The 21,838-nt window shown below is 71.3% G+C and carries 17 protein-coding genes; 8 read left to right on the top strand and 9 right to left on the bottom strand.

Annotated features, from left to right (window positions below; translation table 11 throughout):
- Positions 1-73: 73 nt before the first annotated feature.
- Entirely contained in the window at positions 74-970 is an 897-nt protein-coding gene (locus BC793_RS26575) for a phosphotransferase (protein ID WP_239169896.1), read from the top strand.
- 80 nt (positions 971-1,050) lie between these two features.
- Here BC793_RS26575 and BC793_RS26580 read toward each other — a convergent pair whose 3' ends face one another.
- Together BC793_RS26580 and BC793_RS26585 are read right to left on the bottom strand one after the other, a co-directional pair.
- Positions 1,051-1,716: a hypothetical protein gene (locus BC793_RS26580; protein ID WP_109596852.1), complete on the bottom strand. Its 666-nt coding sequence runs from the start codon at positions 1,714-1,716 to the stop codon at positions 1,051-1,053.
- Between the two features lie 6 nt (positions 1,717-1,722).
- Positions 1,723-2,202 (bottom strand): SigE family RNA polymerase sigma factor, encoded by a 480-nt coding sequence (locus tag BC793_RS26585; protein ID WP_109596854.1) that lies wholly within the window; start codon positions 2,200-2,202, stop codon positions 1,723-1,725.
- A gap of 91 nt (positions 2,203-2,293) precedes the next feature.
- Between BC793_RS26585 and BC793_RS26590 the strand changes: the two genes are divergently transcribed.
- From BC793_RS26590 to BC793_RS26600, 3 genes are all read left to right on the top strand, one after another.
- Positions 2,294-3,292 carry a GNAT family N-acetyltransferase gene (locus tag BC793_RS26590; protein WP_109596856.1) on the top strand — a complete coding sequence of 333 codons (999 nt, stop codon included), beginning with the start codon at positions 2,294-2,296 and terminating at the stop codon, positions 3,290-3,292.
- A 75-nt stretch (positions 3,293-3,367) separates the two neighbouring features.
- Positions 3,368-4,615, top strand: a complete 1,248-nt coding sequence (locus BC793_RS26595; RefSeq protein WP_109596858.1) for an FAD-dependent oxidoreductase — start codon at positions 3,368-3,370, stop codon at positions 4,613-4,615.
- A gap of 8 nt (positions 4,616-4,623) precedes the next feature.
- Entirely contained in the window at positions 4,624-5,112 is a 489-nt protein-coding gene (locus BC793_RS26600) for a MarR family winged helix-turn-helix transcriptional regulator (protein ID WP_239169895.1), read from the top strand.
- A 107-nt stretch (positions 5,113-5,219) separates the two neighbouring features.
- On the opposite strand, the gene BC793_RS49750 is transcribed toward BC793_RS26600, so the two are convergent.
- Entirely contained in the window at positions 5,220-5,381 is a 162-nt protein-coding gene (locus tag BC793_RS49750; RefSeq protein ID WP_158319373.1) for a hypothetical protein, read from the bottom strand.
- Positions 5,382-5,910: 529 nt separating this feature from the next.
- Positions 5,911-7,275, bottom strand: a complete 1,365-nt coding sequence (locus BC793_RS26605) for an alpha/beta hydrolase (protein ID WP_239169894.1) — start codon at positions 7,273-7,275, stop codon at positions 5,911-5,913.
- A 100-nt stretch (positions 7,276-7,375) separates the two neighbouring features.
- On the opposite strand from BC793_RS26605, the gene BC793_RS26610 reads away from it, so the two are divergent.
- Positions 7,376-8,656, top strand: a complete 1,281-nt coding sequence (locus BC793_RS26610) for a sensor histidine kinase (RefSeq protein WP_158319374.1) — start codon at positions 7,376-7,378, stop codon at positions 8,654-8,656.
- Positions 8,657-8,994: 338 nt separating this feature from the next.
- Positions 8,995-9,639, top strand: coding sequence for a response regulator transcription factor (locus BC793_RS26615; RefSeq protein WP_109596865.1), 645 nt, complete (start codon positions 8,995-8,997; stop codon positions 9,637-9,639).
- A gap of 631 nt (positions 9,640-10,270) precedes the next feature.
- Here the strand turns inward: BC793_RS26615 and BC793_RS26620 are convergent.
- Entirely contained in the window at positions 10,271-15,649 is a 5,379-nt protein-coding gene (locus BC793_RS26620; protein ID WP_109596867.1) for an ATP-binding protein, read from the bottom strand.
- A gap of 331 nt (positions 15,650-15,980) precedes the next feature.
- Between BC793_RS26620 and BC793_RS26625 the strand changes: the two genes are divergently transcribed.
- Positions 15,981-16,691, top strand: a complete 711-nt coding sequence (locus BC793_RS26625) for an MOSC domain-containing protein (protein ID WP_109596869.1) — start codon at positions 15,981-15,983, stop codon at positions 16,689-16,691.
- Between the two features lie 27 nt (positions 16,692-16,718).
- Here BC793_RS26625 and BC793_RS26630 read toward each other — a convergent pair whose 3' ends face one another.
- Complete coding sequence (locus BC793_RS26630; protein WP_109596871.1) at positions 16,719-17,495, bottom strand: GNAT family N-acetyltransferase; 777 nt, start codon at positions 17,493-17,495, stop codon at positions 16,719-16,721.
- A gap of 97 nt (positions 17,496-17,592) precedes the next feature.
- On the opposite strand from BC793_RS26630, the gene BC793_RS26635 reads away from it, so the two are divergent.
- Positions 17,593-18,102 carry a hypothetical protein gene (locus tag BC793_RS26635; RefSeq protein WP_109596873.1) on the top strand — a complete coding sequence of 170 codons (510 nt, stop codon included), beginning with the start codon at positions 17,593-17,595 and terminating at the stop codon, positions 18,100-18,102.
- Between the two features lie 7 nt (positions 18,103-18,109).
- Here the strand turns inward: BC793_RS26635 and BC793_RS26640 are convergent, their stop codons facing one another.
- The 3 genes from BC793_RS26640 to BC793_RS51615 all read right to left on the bottom strand — a co-directional run bounded on the left by BC793_RS26640 (position 18,110) and on the right by BC793_RS51615 (position 21,806).
- Positions 18,110-18,778 (bottom strand): GTP pyrophosphokinase, encoded by a 669-nt coding sequence (locus BC793_RS26640; protein ID WP_239169893.1) that lies wholly within the window; start codon positions 18,776-18,778, stop codon positions 18,110-18,112.
- Between the two features lie 23 nt (positions 18,779-18,801).
- Positions 18,802-20,586, bottom strand: a complete 1,785-nt coding sequence (locus BC793_RS26645) for a substrate-binding and GGDEF domain-containing protein (RefSeq protein ID WP_158319375.1) — start codon at positions 20,584-20,586, stop codon at positions 18,802-18,804.
- 218 nt (positions 20,587-20,804) lie between these two features.
- Positions 20,805-21,806 (bottom strand): excalibur calcium-binding domain-containing protein, encoded by a 1,002-nt coding sequence (locus tag BC793_RS51615; protein ID WP_249037394.1) that lies wholly within the window; start codon positions 21,804-21,806, stop codon positions 20,805-20,807.
- Between the last annotated feature and the right edge of the window lie 32 nt (positions 21,807-21,838).

Below are 21,838 nucleotides of genomic sequence, written 5' to 3' on the forward strand. Positions count from 1 at the left end.
GTGAGCCGCCGAAGCAGCCCCGCGCGTGAACGGTGTGCTTCGGCGGCTGGTCGGGACGTCTACAGTGGCGGCGGTGAGCGATGACCGGCGGCCGTTGGTGAGTTCGGCGCCGGAAATGGTCCGGGAGGCCGTGGCCGGGGTGCTCGGTGAACCGGTCGTGGGGGAGCGGGCGGCGGAGGCCGGATTCACGCCGTCGATCGCCTCGCTGGTCGTCGGCCGGTCCGGGGCACGGCTGTTCGTGAAGGCCGCGCCGGTCGGGGACGGGCTCGGCGAGGCCGTGGAAGCCGGGGCGGTGCTGGCCGACGCTGCCGGTGATCTCGGGCCGCGGCTCGTGGATGCCGTCGCCTGCGGAGAATGGCGGATCGCCGCCTATGAAGTGGTCGACGGGGGACCGGTCGACCAGTGGAGTGCGGCCGACGTCGACGAACTACTTCGCGTCGCCGACCGGATGCGGGAGCGGCTCGACCCTTGCCCGATCGGGGGCGTTCGGCCGTACGCGCATGATTTTGTGCCTCTGCTCGGGCAATGGGCGACGCTCGGGATGCGCCGGCCGCCGCCGATCTCCGTGCCGGTGGCGCGGCTCGCCGAGCTGGAGGCGCGCTGGACGGCCGTGCTCGCGCCGGGCGTCGCGTTGCACCACGGTGACCTGCGGCGCGACAACATCATCCGGGAGCCGGGCGGGCGGCTGCGCATCGTCGACTGGACCCACCTGTGGACGGCGCCGGGCTGGACGGATCTCGTTCGGCTGCTGCCCGACCTGGCCTTGTGCGGGCATGATCCGGAGGCCGTTCTGCGGCGTTCCTGCTGGCGGGACACGCCGGCCGAGGACGTGAACGTGGCGCTGGCCGGACTTGCCGGGCGGGCGTGGCGCGACTGCGCCCTACCCGGCCGGCCGCGGTTGCGGACGATGCAGCGTGAGCAGGCCGAACAGCTGCTGTCGTGGCTCGACACCCGGCTCGGGCGGGGCTGACCGCCTGCCCTCGTGGCGCCTGGCCGCCGATGTCGCCATGGTTCGGGCCGGCGCGGCGTGCCGTCGTGGTGGGGACCACGTCATGCCGGAGTGAGACCGGTGGCGACCGACTTCAGGATGTCGGCGGAGACGCGGGAGTTCGCCTCGATCGTGATGACGGTGCGGTCGGAGCCGGCGATCACGATGCCGAAACCGGCGTCCTTGGCGGTGGACGGCCTGGTCAGGCGAGCCTTCCCGATGGGAACGTCGAACTCCTCGACCGTGACGGTTCCGGTCAGGTGACGGTTCAGGAGGCCGTTGAAGGTCGTTGCCGAGACCACCTGCGACGGCGGCGTCGAGGGGCGCAACACCGTGATCCACAGGTACGACCCACCGTTCGCCTGCTCGAACCGGCGCATCGACGTCGCCACGTTCAGGTCCTCCGGGCCGGCCGACGAGCCTGCATCGGTGCCGTCCCGCCTGATCACCAGGACGTTGCTGCTGCGGCGCTCGTCGAGGCGGACACCGTCCGGGATGTAGCCGATCAGGAATCGGTCGATGTCGGGGACGGAGGCGGACGCGGCCGTGATCGGGCCGGGCTCGGGCCTGGTCTGCGTGACGGCGACGACACCGGTGACGGCCAGCACCGCGAGTCCCGCCGCGGCCATCCGGAACGTCTGGCGACGGCGGACGCCCCGCTGGACCCGGTGCACGAACTCCTCCGTCACCGGCAGGTCAAAATCGGTCGTTTTCAGAATCTCCGGCATGTGAAATCAGCCTTCCGCCGTCATGCTTCCACGAAGTGTCGCCAGGCCCCGCGACAGGTAGGAGCGAACCGTGCCCGCGCTGCATCCGAGCGCTGTGGCGATCTGTTCGTCCGGTTGATCGGCCAGGTAGCGCAGCGCGATCGCGGCCCGTTGCTGAGGTGGCAGGCCGGCCAGGAGCTGACGCACCACCGAAGCGTCGTCGATCGACGCGAGCGCCGTGTCCTCGCCCGCACGATCCGGCACGTCGGCGACCGGAATCGGACGGCGCCGGCGCCGTTCGTTCAGGAACAGGTTGACCATGGTGCGCTGGGCGTACCCGACTGGATTGCCGTCCCGGCGTACCCGCGACCACGCCAGTCCCACCCGGATCAGGGTTTCCTGGGCCAGATCCTCAGCGGCGGTGCGATCGAGGGTCAGCGCATTCCCCAGACGCAGCAGGGCTGGGGCGCTCTGCCGCAGGAACGCTTCGAACCCGGGACCTCTCATACCTATAACTACACAGCGGCACCCGGGATCTGTTGCGTCCCGGCCGAAATTCCCGTCGCCGGCCAAGCGGTGGTGACCTAGCCTGCCTGGGATGGAGATCCGGATGCTGACGACGTTCGACGGAAGCGAAGCCGAGGCCTGGTACGAGGCACGGCACGCGGGGGCGACGGCGGACCGGCATGCGGCGCTGGTGACCTCCAAGGGCACCGAACTGCGGTCGCTCGCCGCCGACAGCACCAACCCCAACCGGCACCGCGAGGCCTGGGGCGCGTGGGACGGCGATGTCTGCGTCGGCGGGATGCTGGTCGAGTGGGCACGACGGGAGAATCCGCACCGGGCCGAGATCGACATCGCCGTCCCGGTGGCCGACCGCGGCCGGGGTGTCGGAGCCGCACTGTGGGACGCCGGGTCGCAGCGGGCCGCCGCGGTGGGGCGGACGACCGTCAATGTCGAGGTGCACGTCCCGCGCGGGCGGAGCCTGGCCGAGTGGCCGGGCGGGCGGTTCGCGCTGGCCCGCGGGTTCGTCTCCGGGCTCGTCGAGGACCGGCTGGTGCTCGACCTGCCTCCGGCCGCGTCGATCCTGGAAGTCCACGACCGGCCGGCACCCGGCTATCAGGCCCACTCCTGGCATGGCCCGATGCCTGCCGAACGGCTGCCGGCACTGGCTGAACTGGTCAGCGAGATGGCGGCCGACGTACCCACCGGCGACCTCGACGTGGAGGCGGCCCGCTGGGATGCCGAACGGGTCGGCGCCAACCAGCAAAGAATGACCACCCTCGGGTACGCCCTGGTTACCACCGTTGTCATCACCGAGGCAGGGGAGCCGGCCGGCTACACGCAGCTGCTCGTGCAGAGCGAAGGCGTCCACGTGCACCAGGACGACACCTACGTGCGGCGGGCCCATCGCGGTCACCGGCTCGGCACCCTGGCGAAGGTCCGCAACCTGCGGGCCCTCGCCGCTGAGCACCCGCGGGCCCGGCACGTGCACACCTGGACCGCCGAATCCAACGATGCGATGCGGGTGATCAACGAGCGGTTCGGGTTCCGTCCGGTCGAGACCACCCACTCCATGGAGTCGTCCGTCAGCTGACCCGGCCGGGCGGCTCGGTGGATCGTGGCATGCCGGCGGCCTTGCCCGAATCATCTTAGTCATTAAGATAAGCGCATGGGCATATCGACGGACTTCTCGGTGGCGATCGCCGGCGCCGGCCTCTCCGGCCTCTGCCTCGCCCAATACCTGATGCGCGCCGGCATCGACGTGCACGTCTACGAGCGGGACCCGGGTCCCTACGTCCGGCGGCAGGGCTACCGGATCATCCTCGACCGGTACGGGCTGGAGGCGCTGCGCGAAAGCCTGCCCCGCCCGCTGTACCGCCTGGCGCTGAACACCGGCGACGAGCCTGGTGGGCAGCTGCGCTTCACCGACAGCCGGCTGCGGGACGCGTTCACCATCACCTTCAAGGACGAGCCGCACGCCACCCGCCAGGTCGACCGGCTGACCCTGCGCTCGATCCTGCAGTCCGGGCTGGACGGGCGGATCCACTACGGCAAGACCGCCGTCGCGGTGGACAACGGCGGCCCGGCCGGACTGCGGCTGCGGTTCTCCGACGGCGGGGCCGCCGCGGCGACCGTCGCCGTCGGTGCGGACGGCGTCGGCTCGGCGCTGCGCACCCAGCTCATGCCGGACGCGGATCCGGAGAACACCCCGATGGCGGGCGTCTACGGCCGGTCACCGCTGCGGCGCAACGGCGAGAGCGTCATCCCGGACGCGCTGCGTACCAGCGGAGTCCTGGCCATCGCCGACCGGCCGGGACGCGCCTTCTTCTTCACCTCCATGCGGTTCGGCGAGAGCCCGCGGGAGGCGTTCGCCCGCCTGGCCCCGGGCAGTTACGCGCCCACCGGTGACGACTACGTCATGTGGGGACTGCTGCTCCGGCAGGAGGAGGTGCCCACCGGGGTCCGCGGGGACCTGCTGGCGCTGCGGTCCCTGGCCGCCCGGATGAGTGCGGACTTCCACCCGCTCATCCGTCGGCTGGTCGACACGGCCGAACTGGACGCCACGGTGCTCAACCTCTTCACCACCGGGCGGCGGCCGAGCCGGTGGGGCATACCCCGCGCGACGATGATGGGCGACGCCGTGCACGCCATGCCACCGTTCGGCGCTCACGGCGGCAACACCGCGCTCCGCGACGCCGCTCTGCTCGGTCACAGGCTGGTCGAGGCCCGCGAGCGTGGCACGCCGGTGGAGGAGGCGATCGCCGCATACCAGGAGGAGATGGTGCCCTACGCCTTCCGCGCCGTCGACACCGCCGCCGGGCTGATGCGCCGCCTCACCGGGGACGCGGCCGCACCACACTGGGTGCTGACCCGCGTGCTACCTCGGCTGCACCGGGTCACCGTACCGGAGGCATGATTGCGGGCATGTCCCACGAGCCGGCCCGTGCATCCGCGATCGCCGACCTCATGCGCGCCGGACGGGAGACCTCACGGCTGTCCATGGTCTTCCGGTACGCCATCGCGGAACGGCTGGGCCTCACCGTGAGCGACCTGGAATGCCTGGACTTCCTGGGAGACGCCGGATCCGCGACCGCGGGGCAGATCGCCGAGCGGACCAACCTCACCACCGGGGCGGTGACCAGCATGCTCCGCCGCCTCCAGCAGGCGGGCTACGTCACAGCCGAACGCGACCCGGCGGACCGGCGGCGGATGATCGTCACCCTGCGGCCGGAGCGCAGCGCCGAGTTGGAGCAACCGTACGAGCGGTTCGCCGAGCGGGCGGCGTGGCTCGTCGAGGGCTACAGCGTCGAGGAGCTCAGGCTGCTGGTCCGGCACCATGCCCGTATGCAGGCGATGTACCTCGCCGAGTTGGACAGCCTCCACAGTGGCGACGCCGGGCGGCAGTCCGTCTGAACTGCCGTCGAGGTCGTCTGCCTCACCCTCGACATCGAGCCGCCACCAGAACCCCGTCGGAGGCGCCGGAACCGCCTGGCACCCGCGGGATCGTGACCCGAGAGCCCTCATGGGTACAGGGCGAGATCGGTAAATCGGTCAGCTCGGCCACCGGAAGTAATGCCTTCGAGCGGCGAGATCACCGCCAGGCCGACTCGCGTGCTGTCGGAACGGTAGGCGGTCGCACTGCGCTGGCTCGGCTCTCCGGCCGAATAGTAGACGTCGGACATGGTGGCCTGCCCGTCACGTAGATCGGTGCGGGGCAGGTGGTACCGATGGAGATCAGGCAAGGGGTGTCACGTCAGATCGTTTCCGCGCCCTGACGATGATGGCCATCGACACCTCGGGCTCGCCCTCACCTTGCCAGGCGACTGCCTGTTGATTCGGCTGTTCCCTCCCCGTCCGAACCTGCGTTCTCGCCTCCGGCGCCATCGCCCGAGGTAGGCGGTCCCTTCTCCTCCCATGGTCCGAGAACTGAGGTGCGTGGTCGGCCCCAGCGGGCCAGCAGCTCAAAGGCATCCATGATCAACGCTGGCCTCCAGTAGTCCGGCTTTCGATGCGCTCGTTACTGACGGCCGGGTATCCGGTGCGGCCGCCATCCTGTGCTGGGCTCGCGGTGCTCTTGCCGTTCGTTGCGGGACCTCCGGCATTTCTGTCGCTCGTTGCCGGGCTTCCGTTGTTCTTTTGCTCGTTGCCGAGCCAGCAGCTGTCCCGCCGTCCACGGCGGGACGCCGGCTGCCGGCGCCTTTCCCCGTCTGCTTAGCCGGGCTGTGGTTGATGTCCTTCGCTGGCCGGAGCTGTGGTCGGTGTCCCTCGCTGTCCGGCTGGCGGGGCTGTGGTCGGTGTCCTTCCGTGTCTGCCTGACGGGCTGTAGTTGATGCCCTTCGCTGTCCGGCTGGCGGGGCGGCGATCGATGGTTTTCCCTGCCTGGGTGGCAGCGCTGTGGCCGCCGAGTTTCGTTGCCTGGACAGCGGGGCTGTGGCCGCCGACGAGTACCAGAGAGTTGGCGGTCCGGTCGTCCGGCGTTCGGTCTTCAGGTGACCGATCATCGGGTGCCCGGCCCGTGGCGATGGCCGCCATCGCCGGCAGGGCTGAGGCGGTGGACTCGAAATAGCCGTCGTGGCCATCGACGTCGTCGCATGGCAGGGGATGCGCGCCGAACTCGGGGTCCGAGGGCAACCCTCCGTGTCCGAGGCCCAGCAGACGCATGCCCGGGACCCGGCGGATCCAGTCGCCGGGTGCGGCGCATGCCCACACCCGGGCCGTGGTGTTGAGGTCGGAGCGGCTACCGACACCCATGCCAGGGCTGCCGACCGCGATCAGATCCGACACCTGCCCGCTGAGCTCGGGCGCGGCGAGACCGGCGACGGTCGAACCGTAGCTGTGCCCGATGACGACGATCGAGCGGTCCGGGCGGTCGAGCACGAGACCGTCCACGAAACGCCGGAGGGACTCCGCGCCCGCAGCCGCCCGGTCCTCGCGCACGGCGTTGATGTCGACACCCTCCGGGGAGTCATAACCGAGCCAGGCGATGACGGCGACCCGGGCACCATCGTCGGTCGCGCGCACCTCGTCGAACAGCTGCCGCGCCTGCCGCCCCGGGGCTCTGCGCTGCACACCGCCGTGGCCGGTGGTGAACTCGGGCAGCTCATTGTCCGAACCCGGGATGAGGATGACGACACGGTCAGCGGTCTCGAGATCGCCCAGGACCTCGGCGATGCGCCCGTCACCGCGGTCGTCATAGACGAGGGTCTGCCGGACGGCCACCTCCGATGGCCGCCGCGCCTGGTTGGCGGCATAGCGCAGCGGCACGGGAGCGCCGTCGAGATTGCCGACGATCTCCGGATGACGGATGGCCAGACCGGTCGCCTCGGCCGGCGTCAGACGAGCGAAGAACACGGCGATCCGCTCCGGCGTGGCGGTGACCGGGTCGGGTGGCGCGGTGGGCTCGGCAAGCCAGGCCGGAAGCGACACCGGGGGCGCCGGTTGCTCCGGCCGGGCCGGGCCGAGCAACGAGCCACCGACCAGGCTCAGGCCGGCGAAGGCGGTTGCCACCAGGGCTTTCCGAGACGTGACGGCGATGCGAGGCATACATCGAGACTCGTCGCCGATGGGGCTGGGCACAGTCGAGCAGGCACGCTGCCGTTGGTTCGGTTATCCGAACCCCAGATGCGGGTGCTGGCACCATCGCGCTCAGGGGCGTGGACGAGGGATGCTGTCCGCGATGAAGCTGCTGAACACGATCTTCGACCGTCGCTCGCGTAAAGGGCTGGCATACCTGCTGCTGGTCCTGCCGATCGACCTGCTGAGCTTCGTCCTTCTGCTGCTGGGGAGCCTGCTCGGCACCGTGCTTCTGCTGACACCGCTCGGCGCGTGGGTCCTCGCCGCCGTTCTACGCGGTGCGGCCGGGCTCGGCGGGAGCCGCAGGGCGCTGGCCGCCCGGATGCTCGGCGACCGGGTTCCCGCTCCGGCGCGTCCGGTCGCCGCCGACGCCGGGCTGTTCGGATGGCGGCGGGCGATCCTCAAAGACGCGGTCAGCTGGCGGATCCTCGCCTATGCGCTGATCAAGCCACCGGTGGCGGTGCTGTCCCTCGCGCTGGCCGGCGGCTTTTACATGTATGGGCTGATCAGCCTGATCTACCTGCCGTTCTACGACGGTGAGCTGGGCACCGAAGCGCTCGGCATCCTGGTGACCAGCGTGATCCTCCTGCTGCTCGGGCCGTGGATGCTGCGTTCCGTGCTGGGCGTCGAGCGGCTGATGATCCGTGGGCTGCTCGGCCCGACCCGGATCAACCAGCGGATAAGTGACCTGCAGGACTCCCGCGACCGGGCGGTCAAGGACGCCGACATCACGTTGCGTCGCATCGAGCGCGACCTGCACGACGGCGCCCAGGCCCGGCTGATCGGAGTCGGCATGCACCTCGCGATCGTTCGTGAGCTCGTCGGTGCGCAGGCACCTACCGAGCAGATCGTGGCGGCCGTCGACACGGCCCAGGCCACCCTCGCCACCGCGGTCGGTGAGTTGCGTGATCTGGTCCGCGGGATCCACCCACCGGTCCTCGACGCCGGGCTGGAGGCGGCGCTGGCCACCGTCGCGGCGGGCAGCGCCGTGCCGGTGGCCGTCGAGATCGATCTGCCGAGACGACCACCCCCAGCACTGGAGAGCATCGCCTACTTCACGGTGTGCGAGCTGCTGACAAACGCGGGACGCCACAGTGGAGCGCGCAACGCTACGATCCGGGTCGATCTGCGGGACGACGTTCTGCGGCTTCGGGTTCATGACGACGGGCAGGGCGGTGCACACCAGCGTGCCGGCGGGGGACTCGCCGGACTGTCCGAACGGATCCGGGTGGTCGACGGCCGTCTGGCGATCGACAGCCCGGCCGGCGGCCCGACCATCGTGACGGCCGAGATCCCGTGCCCGGCGAAGGAGAAGCCCCTTCGACACGAGGGATCGGATCGGGCGGGAAGTCCGGCCGGCTCAGAGCTGCCGGTCCTGCGGTGAACGCCGGCGACGGAAGCAACCGGCGCCTGCCACCCGGAACCCGGTGGGGCGCCCGAAGCCCGCGGGGCTTCGGTGGCGGATCGGAACCTGTGACGGCCGTGGGATGAGGGCGGGGCTTTGGTGAGGGACCGGGATCTGTGACGGCCGTGGGATGGGGCGGGGTGTCGGTGGGGGGCCGCAAGCCGTGACGGCCGTGAAATATAGGAGCGCGGGGTCGATGGGGGCCGCAAGCCGTGACGGCGCTGGTGGATGGGGGATTCGCGGGCGTGCCGGTCGGCAGGGACGGGAGATGGGGCGGTTCTTGGTGAGCCGGTGTCGGGGAAGGGCCGGAGAGACACATGCGCGTCGTCATCGCTGAGGACTCCGCGATTCTGCGGGAAGGGCTTGCCCAGCTTCTGACCATGCGGGGTCACGAAGTGCTGGCCGCCGTCGTTGATGTGCCGGCGTTGTTCGAGGCGGTTGCCGTTCAGGCGCCGGACGTGGCGATCGTGGACATCCGTCTGCCGCCCAGTCACACCGATGAGGGGGTGCGGGCGGCGATTCGGCTGCGGCGTGAGTGTCCCGGGATCGGGGTGCTGATCTTCTCGCAGTATGTCGAGACCGCCTTCGTGGCCGAGTTGCTGGCGGGTGGATCCGAGGGCGTCGGCTATCTGCTGAAGGAGCGGGTTGTTCAGTTGGACGATTTCGTCGATGCGCTGCACCGGGTCGCGGCCGGGGGCACGGCACTCGATCCACAGGTGGTGACCCAGATGTTCGGCCGGAGCCGCCATCGGGAGGTGCTCGCCGAGTTCACGCCGCGGGAGCGGGAGGTGCTCGCCCTCATGGCGCAGGGGCGGTCCAACACGGCGATCGCGACGGTGATCCGGGTCAGCGAGCGGGCGGTGGAGAAACACGTGACCAACATCTTCGGCAAGTTCGACCTGCCGCCCTCCGAAGCGGACCATCGGCGGGTCCTCGCGGTCATCCGCTACCTCCAGAACTGAGCCGGGGGCAACGGCTCGGACTCCGGCCGAACCGGCTGGGGTAAGCGGTGCGGTAAGGCGCTGCGTTTGGATCACGTGTGCGGGCGCGGGCCTTTCGCCGTCCCCCCACCGTGCCGGTGTTGCGGGGCCAGCGAGGAGCCGGGTGGGGAGCGGGAGCCAGCGGAACGAGGCGGGGGCGCGGCGGTGCCAGCTGCGGCGAGGCACTGCGGGGTGCGGCGAGGCGCTGCGGGGCGGGACGCGGCGGGCGGGGGCGAGGCGGGGCGCGGCGGTGCCAGCTGGGGCGAGGCGCGGCGAGGCGGGATGCGGCGGGGCGCGGCGCGGTAGATGGCGCGGGGGCGCGGTAGATGGCGCGGGGGCGCGGGGCGGTAGATGCGGCGGGGCGCGGCAGGAGGCGGCGGGGCGCAGCGCGGTGGATGGGGCGAGGCGCGGCGGGGCGGGGTTTCCGGTGGGGCGTGGCGCCGGGTGGCGAGGCGGAGGAAGGGGTTGGGGTGAGGGGACGCCTCAGCCCGTGAGGCGCCTTGCGGGCGGGAGGGCAAGCCTCGCTCGCGGTGTAGTCCGGGACTCGGCTGGGCGTACAAGAAAGAAAAACGCGGCGGCCCGGAACCGGACCGCCGCGCTCGAGCAGAACGGATCAGCTCTTGAGGCCGTGCTCGATGGCCTCGATGATGCGGGGACGCAGGTCGGCCGTGCTGACGATGGCGTCCACCGAGCCGACCTCGACCGCACGCTGGATGCTGTGCACGCGGTCGAATTCGGCGGCCACCTCACCGAGTTTCTCGGCGCGGACCGCGCCTTGGACCTCGGCCAGACGGGCGTTGAGGGCCGCCCGTTCGGTGGCCGACGCCGCTGACGCCTGGGCCTGGAGTTCGGTGACGCGCGGGTCGTTGGCGGTGCGGTTGTTGACCTCGCCGGAGAAGACGACCGCCGCCGCGGGGGCACCGCCGAGGACCGAGGCGAACGAGCCTTCCAGTGCGAGGACCGTCATGTTCGGGTTGAGGGCCTTGGAGAAGACGACGAACGCGCCGCCGTGGTAGCGGGAGATGACCGTGAAGATGATCGGGCCGTCGAAGTTGACGATGGCCCGGCCGATCTCGGCGCCGTACTCGAGTTGCAGGTTGCGCATCGATTCCGGGGAACCGTCGAAACCGGACAGGTTCGCGAGGACGACCAGCGGGCGGTTGCCGGAGGCGGCGTTGATCGCCCGGGCCGTCTTCTTCGACGAGCGGGGGAACAGCGTGCCCGCCGTGTACGTGTCGGGGCCGTCGGTGGGCGGGAAACCGCGCCGCGGCACCGACCGGGACTCGATGCCGATGAGGCAGACCGGGCGCCCACCGATGTGGGCGTCCTGAACGACTGAGGTGTCGGCGTCGGCCATGCCCGCCCACCGCTCCAGGACCGGGTGATCCTGATCGGACACGGCCCGCATGACGGTACGGATGTCGAACGCCTTCTTGCGGTCCGGGTTGTGGCTCACCGAGAAGATCTGGCCGACCGTGGTGAAGTCACTGCCGTCGACCGTATGCGGGTAGTCGGAGACGTCCCGGTCGGCGGGGTCGGTGGTGAGAGCGGGGCGCGGGCCGGTCTCGCCGGGCGCGACGTACGTGTGGTCGTAGTGCGCCATCAGCACGTCGCGGGCGGCCGGGAGGGACGGCGCCCAGTACTGTGCCTGGCCGTTGGGTCCCATCACCCGGTCGTAGCCGCCGATGCCGAAGTTGTCCTCGGCCGACACGCCGCCGGAGAAGTCCAGTGACTGCTTGCCGGTCAGGACCATCGCCGAGTCGGGGGTCATGACCAGGATGCCCTTGGTGTGCATGAGCATCGTGGCCTCGGCGTTCCAGTACGGCTGGGCGCCCACGTTGATCCCGGCCACCACGATGTTGATCTCGCCGCCGTCCTGGGTGAACGTGACGATGCGCTTGAGGGCGGCGGCCACCCAGTCCATGTTCTCTGTGCCGGAACTCATCGAGATCCGTGCGCCCGCCGACAGCGCGAACCACTCCAGGGGCGCGCCGAGAGACGCCGCCAGGTCGAGGGCGGCGATGACCCGGGCGCACTCGGGTTCGGACAGTGCGCCGAGCGACTTGGTCGGGTCGCCGAGCAGCACCACCCGGGTGATGCCCTCCGGGTAGCGGTCGGTCGGTGTGGTGACCACACCGGCCACGATCGCCGCCGAGTTCTTACCCTTCGGCCGGTCGACGGGCTCGAGCACGCCGGAGGGAGTCAGGTCGTATTCGGTGAAACTGCCGAGGAGACCGGTCAGCTCGTACGGGTAGACCGTCCCGCGACGGGCCGCCCGCAGCACCTTCTGCCGGTAGTCGTCGAGCGGCTGCACCGGGTCGGTGGAGGGTTCCCCGACGTTCAGGTGCGCGCCGCCACCCGGCTCCAGGGTGATCGTCACGACCACCTCGGTGAGTTCCCCGCTGGAGCGGCGCTGCCGGGCGACGAACTGGACCTCTTCCAGGCCGGCGCCGGACGCGGTCGGCAGGATGCGCTGCACCAGGGCGTTCAGTTCGTCGATGGACAGTTCGGTGACCGGCCAGACGTACATCATGATCCGGTTGGTGTCGAACCTCTTGTGCTGCGGCCGCTGCGCCTGGATGTTGCGGATCGCGTCGAGGGTGAGGGTGATGCCCTCCTCCAGGGCGGGCAGCGCGACGAGCCGGCCGTCGGTCTCGCGGAGCGCGGTCAGGTCGCGGACCTGGTACATCGCGATGAGCCGCTCGTCGGACGGGTTGCTCTTGGCGACCGCCTTGAACAGGTACATCTCCTCGTCGGTCGACGGCAGCCGGGTGAGGTCGAACTCGCGCAGCCGTTCCAGCTGGAGCCGCAGCGCGATCTGCGGGTGCAGACCCCGGATGAGCCGGTCCTCGGCGAAATGTCCATCCTGATCGGCGCGGAAGGTGAAGTGGTGGTGCATGACCGCGCCGCTCGTGCCGGCGATGGTCGCGGTGATCCGGCGCGTGGACGGGAGCCGCAGCCCGGCGAAGAGTCTGCCGAGTTCGAGGGCCATCTCGTCGGCGCCCGGCTGGCCGTCCCAGGCGACGTAGACGTCGGCGACGTCGGACGAGACGGCGGCGAGCGTCTCCGGCAGGTCCTCGATGTCGACGGCGGCGGCGGAGACCCGGGTGACGCGGCCACCGCCGGAATGCGTCGTGGTCATGAAACGGCCGTCGGCGGAGAAGTCCGACAGGTCGCGGTTCTCGTAGTAGCGCCGGGTCAGGACCTCCAGCAGCGGCATGTGGTCCCGGCCGGGCCGCCCGATCCGCTGCCCGACCAGCCGGACCAGCGGCTCCGAACAGGCCACCATCCGCTGGATCCGCTCGGCGCGATCCGGCGAGTCCGGGTGGTGGTCGAGGTGCCGCAGGTCGGCGCGTACGGAGGCATAGACCTCGGCCCGGGTACGCCGCAGCAGAGGCTGCGCGTACCACCGGAAGACGATGCCCCGGGCCAGGTCGGAGACCGACGGGAACCGCACCTGGGTCGCCTCGATCAGGTGCTCCAGCGCGATGCCGGCCCGCTCGGCCAGCGGCTCCAGCGGCGGCGCCCCGGCGATCCACTGCCGCAGCAGAGCCGACACCACCGCGATGTTGGCCGCCGACTTCTGCAGCGCCAGGAAGATCCGGAAGACCGCGTCCTCCAGCTCCGGGCTCCGATCGAGGCTGGTCACGCCGTAGTGCGCGAGCACCCGCGTCAGCCGGTCCTGGAAGGCGGCCGTGACCCCGGCCCGTTCCACGTCGAGACTCTGCAGGTAGGTGTGGAAGTTCTCCCGCGGGCTGTGCACCGCGTTGCCGGGCTCGATCTTCCAGTCGTCGCCGGGCTTGTTGCGGCTGAGTTCGAGCAGGTCGGCGGTGATGGTGAGCAGGTCGATCTCCTCGGCGGCCGGCCGCCGCCCGTGGTCGACCGGCAGGACCGGCTCGATGTCGTATCCGAGCAGCAGCGCCCGCAGATCGTCCACGCTGTGATCGGCCCGCGGCCCCTCGGGCAGCTCGATCTCGACCGCGGCCGTGGGTGCGGCGACCTCCTCCGAGGCGGCGTCGGCGAGCGGTTCCAGGCGCATCAGCGGCGCACCGGTCTCCACCTGGCTGCCCACCGCGACGGGACACTCCCGCACCCGGGCCCTGAACGGCGCCCGCAGCACGTTCTCCATCTTCATGCTCTCCAGCACGAGGATCGGCGCACCCGCCTCCACCTCGTCACCGACCGCCAGCGGCGTGGCCACGACCAGGGCGGGAGCGGGGGAGCGGACCACGCCGCCCTCGTCCCGGCTGACCCGGTGGGTGACGCCGTCGACCTCGATCGTGTGGATCGGGCCGTGCGTGGCGGTGGTCAGCCGGAAGCGGTGGCCGTTCACATACATCTGGCCGCTGTGCTCGTCGAACCGCTCGCTGATCACGTCGGCGTGCCCGAACGAGGCGCCGGAGAAGATGCCGACCCGGAACCGCTTGAGCCCGAGCCGGGACACCTGCACCCGGTAGCCGACGCCGCGCAGTTTCAGGTCCAGCGGGCGGCCGGTCTCGTGCTGCACCTGCGGACGGCCGCCGTGCGCGGTGGTGAGCAGCCGCTGCCGGCTGATCTCCTCCTCGTCCAGGTAGGCCTCGATGCCGGCGGCGGCCAGCGCGATCGCCGAGTGCCGGTGGCTGACCAGGCGGCCCTCGGTGCGGACCCGGTCGATCCAGCCGGTGTCGGCGGACCCGTCGATCACCTCGGGCTGGTCGAGCAGGTCGAGGACGAAGCTCTTGTTGGTGGAGCCGCCCTCGATGATGACGGTGGTCTCGGCCATGGCGCGGCGGAGGCGGCCGAGCGCCTCGTCACGGTTCCGGCCGTACGCGATGATCTTGGCAATCATCGAGTCGAACGCGGCCGGAATGCTGTCGCCCTCGCTGACGCCGGTGTCCACCCGGATGCCGGGCCCGGCCGGCAGCGCCAGCCGGGAGATGCGGCCCGGGGACGGGGCGAAGTCGCGGTCCGGGTCCTCGGCGTTGAGCCGCGCCTCGACCGCGTGCCCCTGCTCGGCGGGCGGCGGCCCGTCCAGGGTGCCGCCGGCGGCGACGTGCAGTTGCAGCTTGACCAGGTCGGTACCGGTGGTGATCTCGGTGATCGGGTGCTCGACCTGAAGACGCGTGTTGACCTCCAGGAACGCGAACAGCCCGTCACCCGGGTGGTAGAGGAACTCGACCGTGCCCGCACCCCGGTAGCCGACCGCGAGCGCCAGCCGGACCGCCGCCGCCTTCAGTTCGGCCGCCTGTTCGGGCGCCATCACGACCGACGACGACTCCTCGATGATCTTCTGGTTGCGGCGCTGGACGGAACAGTCCCGGACACCGAGCGCCCACGCGCCACCCTGCCCGTCCGCGATCATCTGGACCTCGACGTGCCGTGCCCCGGTCACCAGGCGCTCCAGGAACACCACGCCCGACCCGAACGCGCGCAGCGCCTCCTGGCTGGTCCGCTCGTAGGCGTCGGTCAGATCCTCGGCGGAGTCGACGCGCCGGATGCCGCGCCCGCCACCGCCGGCGGTCGCCTTCAGCATCAGCGGATAACCGATCTGGTCACCGGCCCGCAGCGCGTCCTCCAGCGTCGCGACCTCGCCGCGGCTCCACGGCGCCACCGGGACGCCGACCTCCTCGGCGATCAGCTTCGAGCCGATCTTGTCGCCGAGCTTGCGCATCGCCTCCGCGCTCGGCCCGACGAACGTCACCCCGACCCGGTCGCACAGCTCCGCGAACACCGGGTCCTCGGCGACGAAGCCCCAGCCCACCCAGGCCGCGTCCGCCTCGGTGTCGACCAGCGCCCGCTCCAGCAGCGCGTGGTTGAGGTAGGGCCGTGCGGCCGCCGGTCCGAGGGAATACGTCAGATCGGCCTCACGCACGAACGTCGAGGTCTTGTCCTCGTCGGTGTAGAGGGCGACCGTCTCGATCCGGGTCCCGGTCTCCGCGGACAGATCCCGCACGGCGTGGATGAGCCGCATCGCGGCCTCTCCACGGTTGATGATCGCGACACGCCTGAACACTTGCCGAGCCTCCCTGACACCATCCAGCAATCTCCACCCCAACCCTCCCGGCTACCGACCGGTCGAGCCATGGGCCGGATCATGCATGTCGCGCAGCGTTAGTTGTAGGAATCCTCCAAAGACCATTGTCTGCGACGGCAAATACGGTGGTACGAGCCACACAATCACCACCGCATCCGCGCGAACCGGGCCTACCCCGCGACGCGACCCCGGCGCACGACCGCACCGCGGCCGCCGGGCTGATGCCGCACTCACCGCTACGGCGGTCGAGTGCCCACACTCACACCGCCGACCTTAACAATCGGTTTTCCGCATCCCCTACTGTCGGCGCGTGCAACTCGTCGAGATACGTCGCTACCCGGTGAAGTCCCTGCTGGGCGAGGTGGTCGAAGCCGCCCACGTCGACTCCCGGGGCCTGGCCGGCGACCGCCTGTGGGCGGTCCGCGACACCGACGGCAAGGTCGGCAGCGGCAAGAACACCCGCCGTTTCCGACGCATGCCCGGCCTCTTCGACCTCCGCGCCCAGATGCCGGCGTCCTCCGGTGGCCCGCTGGTCGAGCTGCCGGACGGCCGCCGCTTCACCGCCGACGACCCGGCCGGCCACCAGGCGATCAGCGAACACCTCGGCCGCCCGGTCACCCTCGCGCCGGAGACCGCCGTCCCGCACCACGACGAGGGCCCGGTCAGCCTGATCACCACGGCCGCGCTGCGTGCCGTGACCGGCATGGCCGGCGCCGAGGCGGACGGCGGGCGGGTCGACCCGCTGCGATTCCGCGCCAACCTGCTGCTCGACCTGCCCGGCACCGGCTTCCCGGAGGACGACTGGTCCGGCCGCCGGCTGCGCATCGGCCCCGACGTGGTGCTGCGGGTCGTGCGCCCCCTGACCCGCTGCGTGATGGTCGACATGGCGCAGGATCACGCCGCCGCCCGCAACGACCTGCTCAAATCCCTCGCCGAGCACAACGACATGACCTTCGGCGTCTTCGCCACCGTCGAGCACCCGGGCCGCCTGACCGTCGGCGACCCCACCACCTGGATCTGAGCGGCCCCGGCGCCCGATCGCGAACGGTCAGGCCTTGTTGTACGGGGTCGTGCTGGTCAGGACGGCGAAGCCGAGGCGCTCCAGGATCGGGCGGCTCTGATCGGACGCGTCCACCTGAAGGTATTCGTAACCCAGGTCGGCGGCGATCCGGGCCCGCTCGGCGACCAGTGCCCGGTAGATGCCGCGGCCCCGCCACGCGCTGACCGTCCCACCGCCCCACAGCCCGGCGAACGCGGTGCCCCGGTTGACGTCCATCCGGGCCCCCGACACCGGCTCGTCGCCGGCCATCGCCACGAACAGGTACGCGTTGTCCGGATCGTTGGCCAACTGGTCCAGCAGGCGGTGCCGCAGCCAGTCGGCGTTCTCCCCGAACGCCTGCTCACTGGCGCTCACCATCAGTTCCACCCCGGCCGGATCGGTGACCCGGTCGATGCGTACCCCCTCGGGGAGGTCCGCGCCGAGCCGGAGATCTCTGATCGCCGCGATCATCAGGGTCTCCTCGTCGTCCGGCTGGAACCCGGCCGCGACCAGGCGGTCAGCCAGATCGGCGGGCCGGTCGTAGCCGTACAGCTTCCACTCGAACGGATGCCCGATCTCGGCGAAGCGCCGCACCTCGCCGGCGATCGCCGCGTCCGCGGTGGTCTCGTCCAGATCCGACCAGACGACCGCGTTCCAGGCCTGCGGACCGGCGCCGATGTGCCGGATCACCGGCCCGTCCCGTTCGATCCGGGAGCCGTCGCCCTCGGCGCGCATGTCCCGTCGCATCTGCCGGTCGAACAGAGCCAGTACCTCTTGATGATCCACCCGACCACCCCAGCACCCCGGCCCGGCCCCGGCAACGCATTTTCGCCGTGGGCCTACAGTGCCGGCACCGGCTGATCGGCGAAAGGGAGTCACCGCGATGCTGACCGACGACTGGCTGGTGGAGTGGGCCACGCTCCTGGACGGCGCCACCGCCCGGGCGCTGCGCGACGTCGTGTCCACGTACCCCTTCGAGGCCGGCGAGCACCGGATCGGGCCCGCCACCCCCACCGCCGACCTGGACGGGCTGCCGCCATGGCTGCCCCCGGACCTGGTGGCGCTGCATCGGGCCGTCGGCCCGGTGTCCCTGCCGGACATCGGCAACGGCTGGTTCCTGCACCCGGCCGCGGACGTGCACACGGAACCCGACCGGATCGCGGACCCGTTCGAGGCGGCCGTCGTGGTGTTCGGCGGTGACGGCGGCGGCGATCTCTACGCGCTCACCCTCGACGACGGCCGGGTGCTCCGGCTGGCGGACGCGTCCTACCTGGGCGGCGTCTACGAGGGCCCCGGGATCCAGGTGGTCGCCGACGACCTGCGCGACTTCCTCGAACGGTTGCTCCGCGCGGTCGAGGCCTTCGGTGACCGCGGCCGGATCGTCGGCCTCTGAGCGCGGCTCAGCGTCGTGGGCCGTGGATCTCGCGGTGCAGGCGTTCCATCCGGACGTCCAGGCGGGCGGCGTCCTCGGCGGCGGCGGTCAGTTCGTCGCGGAGGCGGGGCGGGACCACGTCCGGGTCGTGCTTGTAGTAGATCTTGTGTTCCAGGCTGGCCCAGAAGTCCATGGCGACCGTGCGCAGCTGCACCTCGACCGGCACGGCCACGACCCGGTCCGACATGAAGACCGGGATCTCGACGATCAGGTGCAGGCTGCGGTAGCCGTTGGGCTTCGGCCTGGCGATGTAGTCCTTGGTGACGACCAGGTTGACGTCCGGCTGGCGGGTCAGCATGTTCGCGACCGTGTAGACGTCGGAGACGAAACTGCACACGATCCGGATGCCGGCGATGTCGCGGATCCGGGAGCGCAGGTCGTCGAAGTGCAGCGGGCAGTTGAGGCGGTGGGCCTTCGCGGTGATGCTGGCCGGTGACTTGAGACGCGGGCTGACGTGCTCGATCGGGTTGCCGGATCCGCGGTGGGTGAGCTCCTCCGCCAGGATCGTGATCTTCGTGTTGATCTCGGCCAGGCCGAACTTGTAGACCATGAGGAAGTGATTCAGGTCGGTCCACTGCTCGTGCCAGGTCTCCGGGTGAACCCGGCGGGCGAGCTGGCCGGGCTGGTCGGTCGTCACGTCGCGCTTCTCCACGAAATCCGTCATCGTCGGCGGCCGGCCGATTTCGCCCGGTACATGGCGGCGTCGGCTTCCCGCAGCAGCAGGTCGGGGTCGGACGAGCCGTCGCCGGAGACCGCCGACCCGATGCTCAGCCCCACCTCGACGACGTGCCCGTCGATCGTGTACGGCTCGGTCACCGCGGCCTCGATCCCGGCGCGGACCGCACTGTCCCCGCCCGGCCCGGAGACGTCGTCGATCAGCACGACGAACTCGTCCCCGCCCAGCCGGGCTACCGTATCGGTGCGCCGCAAGAGCCCCGTCAGCCGCCTCGCCACCTGGACGAGCAACTGGTCACCGGCGGCGTGCCCGAGACTGTCGTTGACCGCCTTGAACCCGTCCAGGTCCAGGAGCAGCACCGCGAACCGGTAGCCGGGCTCACGCGCCGCCCGCATCCCCGCGTGGGTGAGCCGGTCCTCCAGGAGCAGCCGGTTCGGCAGGCCGGTCAGGTGGTCACGCATCGCGGCCGTACGCAGCCGTTCCTCCACCACCCGGTAGTCCAGGGCCTTCGCCAGCAGCGACCCGGAATGGTTCATCATCTCCCGGCCGGGCGGGGTCGTCGACTGGATCCGCCCGACCGCGGCGAGCATCCCCCAGTCCCGGCCGTGGCTGCGCACCGGCACCGTGAACACGATGTCCCCACGGGGCCCGTCGGCGCGGGCGAACAGTTCGGCCGGCGGAAATTCATCCACCGGGAGGACCCCGCCACCCGCAGCCGGGCAGCGGAACGTTCCCACCGTCTCCAGCTTCTCCGGCTGGTCCGGATGCCACAGCCCGAGACACCCGGCCAGCGCCGTCGTCCGGTCCAGCCACTCCAGGCCGGCGGGATCGGCACCCTGCTCGGCCAGCAGGGCGACACCCAGTTCGTACTGCACGTTCAGCGTGTCCTGCAGGTAGCGGACCTGCCGGAACAGCTCGCGGGTCTGCCCCTCCGACACCGGCAGCCCGTCCGACGGGCAGCCGCACGACTCCCGTGGCTCGAAGACCGTCGCCACCTGCCGTTTCTGCGGCGGCTCCGACATCAGGTGGTAGACGGCCGCGCCGAGGGCGTCCAGCGGCTGCCGCACACTCGACAGCGCCGGCCGCAGATAGGCGGCGTCGGCGATGTCGTCGAACCCGACGACCGCCAGATCCCGCGGCAGTTCGTAGCCGGCCGCGGTCATCCGCTGGATCAGCCCGATCGCGTTACGGTCGGTGCCGAGCACGATCGCCGTCGCCGGCATCCCCGCCCGGATCAGCGCGTCCGCCACCGACACGCCACCGGACTCGTGGTTGTCGCCGGCGTCGAACACCATCGGGCTCAGATTCCGCTCGGCCAGCCCCTCGCGGTACCCGGCGAGCCGTTCCCGCAGGTCGAAATGCACCGTGTAGCCGGCGAACGCGATCCGCTCATGACCGTGTTCGATCAGGTGGGCAACGGCGTCCCGGACGCCGCTGCGGTTGTCGGCGGCCACCACCGACATGCCCTCGCCGGACTTCTCCGCCGCCACCAGCACCACCGGCAGCCCCGCCCGGCGAGCCGCCTCCGCATACTCCGGGCCCACCGCGCCCGGCAGGATCGCCAGACCCGACAGATGCCGCCACGCCACCGGCCGGTGGAAATCCGGGAGGCCACTGCGATCCGCGCTGTGCGCGCCGGGATCCAGCGTCTGCACGGCCGTCACCCGGTCGCCGCCGGAAACGGCCGCCGTGTTGATCCCCTCGATGATCGCCCCGTAGTAGTCCCCTCCCACGAAAGGCGACAGGATCCCGAAGACGCGCCCACTCACACCCGTCATGATTCCGCATATCGCCCACGCCCGGACCCGCTGTCCCTATTCGTCAGCCGCTTCCGCCGGATCGACCCCTTTTTTGGTACGGCCGCAACCGCCCCCGCCCGATCGGGACCGTCCCGTCGGCTACCGCGCGAGGTGGGCGCGGGGCCCCGGCCGCAGCGCGTGCGCCGGGCTGAGGCCGCTGGTCACCGGCTGTGCCCGTCCCGCCGGGGTCACGTCTCGCAGACCACCCCGTCACCGTCGCGGTCCTGGTACCAGTGGTATTCCGGGTCCACCCCACGCCGGTAGTCGCCGTAGCCCGCGTCGTTGGCCGCCCCGCAGGTCCGGAACCGGGGGTCGGTGCCCTCGTCCTCCTCGGCGGGCTCCTCCACCTCGACCGGATCGTCGTCGCCACCGGACTCGCAGGCGACCCCGTCACCGTCACGGTCCAGCGCCTTGCGGTAGCCCGCCGCACCCCTGCCGAGTTCGCCGGGGGCGGCGTCACAGTCGGCGTAGTAGACGGCCTTGGGTGACTTGGTGGCGGTGGCCTTCGGGGTCGCCTTCGACACCGTGGGGGAAGGCCTGGGCTTCGCGGTGGTGGTCACGCCGGCCTCCGGCGTCCCGGTGGCGGCCTGCTGGAGCGCGGCGACGGCGGGACTGTCCCGCGGCTCCGGCGATTCGGTCGGGTCCTGATCCGGCGCGAACAGGGCCACGCCGCACAGGCACAGCGACAGCACGCCGACGACGCCGAGGATCTTCTTGTGCCACGGCTTCCACTTCTGCGCCGGTGTGGGCGGCGCCGCGAACATCGACGTGGGCGGCAGGCCCGGCGGACCGTATCCGGTCGGTGGTCCATATCCCGGGTGCGAGCCGGCGGGTTGCCCCGGACCGGTCGGCGGTCCGTATCCGGAGTACTGGCCGGTTCCGGGGTATGCGCCGTCCGGCGGCCCGTATCCCGGGTGGGGGCCGGGTTCGGGGTAGTGACCGCCCGGCGGCCCGTATCCCGGGTGGGGGCCGGGTTCGGGGTACGCGCCGACCGGCGGGCCGTATCCGGGGTGGTGGCCGGGTCCGGGGTACGTACCGCCAGGCGGGCCCGGGACGGTGGGCGATCCGTGACCGTGGTTCGCGCCGGGCGGCGCGGTGGGTTGTCCCGGCGTGGTCGGCGGACCGTGGCCGGGGCGCGGCGCCGGTGGCTGTCCGGGCTGGCCGGCCCACGGATCCTGGGGTGGCGGCATGTTCACACGGTGAGCTTGCTGTCGAGTGGTCA

The organism is Actinoplanes xinjiangensis, assembly GCF_003148685.1.
In the GTDB taxonomy this organism is placed as follows: domain Bacteria; phylum Actinomycetota; class Actinomycetes; order Mycobacteriales; family Micromonosporaceae; genus Actinoplanes; species Actinoplanes xinjiangensis.

Bases quoted from the DNA above. Each gene is read 5' to 3' on its own strand.
- BC793_RS26580 (WP_109596852.1), bottom strand. From the start codon at position 1,716: ATGCCGGAGATTCTGAAAACGACCGATTTTGACCTGCCGGTGACGGAG.
- BC793_RS26585 (WP_109596854.1), bottom strand. From the start codon at position 2,202: ATGAGAGGTCCCGGGTTCGAAGCGTTCCTGCGGCAGAGCGCCCCAGCC.
- BC793_RS26590 (WP_109596856.1), top strand. From the start codon at position 2,294: ATGGAGATCCGGATGCTGACGACGTTCGACGGAAGCGAAGCCGAGGCC.
- BC793_RS26595 (WP_109596858.1), top strand. From the start codon at position 3,368: ATGGGCATATCGACGGACTTCTCGGTGGCGATCGCCGGCGCCGGCCTC.
- BC793_RS26600 (WP_239169895.1), top strand. From the start codon at position 4,624: ATGTCCCACGAGCCGGCCCGTGCATCCGCGATCGCCGACCTCATGCGC.
- BC793_RS49750 (WP_158319373.1), bottom strand. From the start codon at position 5,381: ATGTCCGACGTCTACTATTCGGCCGGAGAGCCGAGCCAGCGCAGTGCG.
- BC793_RS26610 (WP_158319374.1), top strand. From the start codon at position 7,376: ATGAAGCTGCTGAACACGATCTTCGACCGTCGCTCGCGTAAAGGGCTG.
- BC793_RS26615 (WP_109596865.1), top strand. From the start codon at position 8,995: ATGCGCGTCGTCATCGCTGAGGACTCCGCGATTCTGCGGGAAGGGCTT.
- BC793_RS26635 (WP_109596873.1), top strand. From the start codon at position 17,593: ATGCTGACCGACGACTGGCTGGTGGAGTGGGCCACGCTCCTGGACGGC.
- BC793_RS51615 (WP_249037394.1), bottom strand. From the start codon at position 21,806: ATGCCGCCACCCCAGGATCCGTGGGCCGGCCAGCCCGGACAGCCACCG.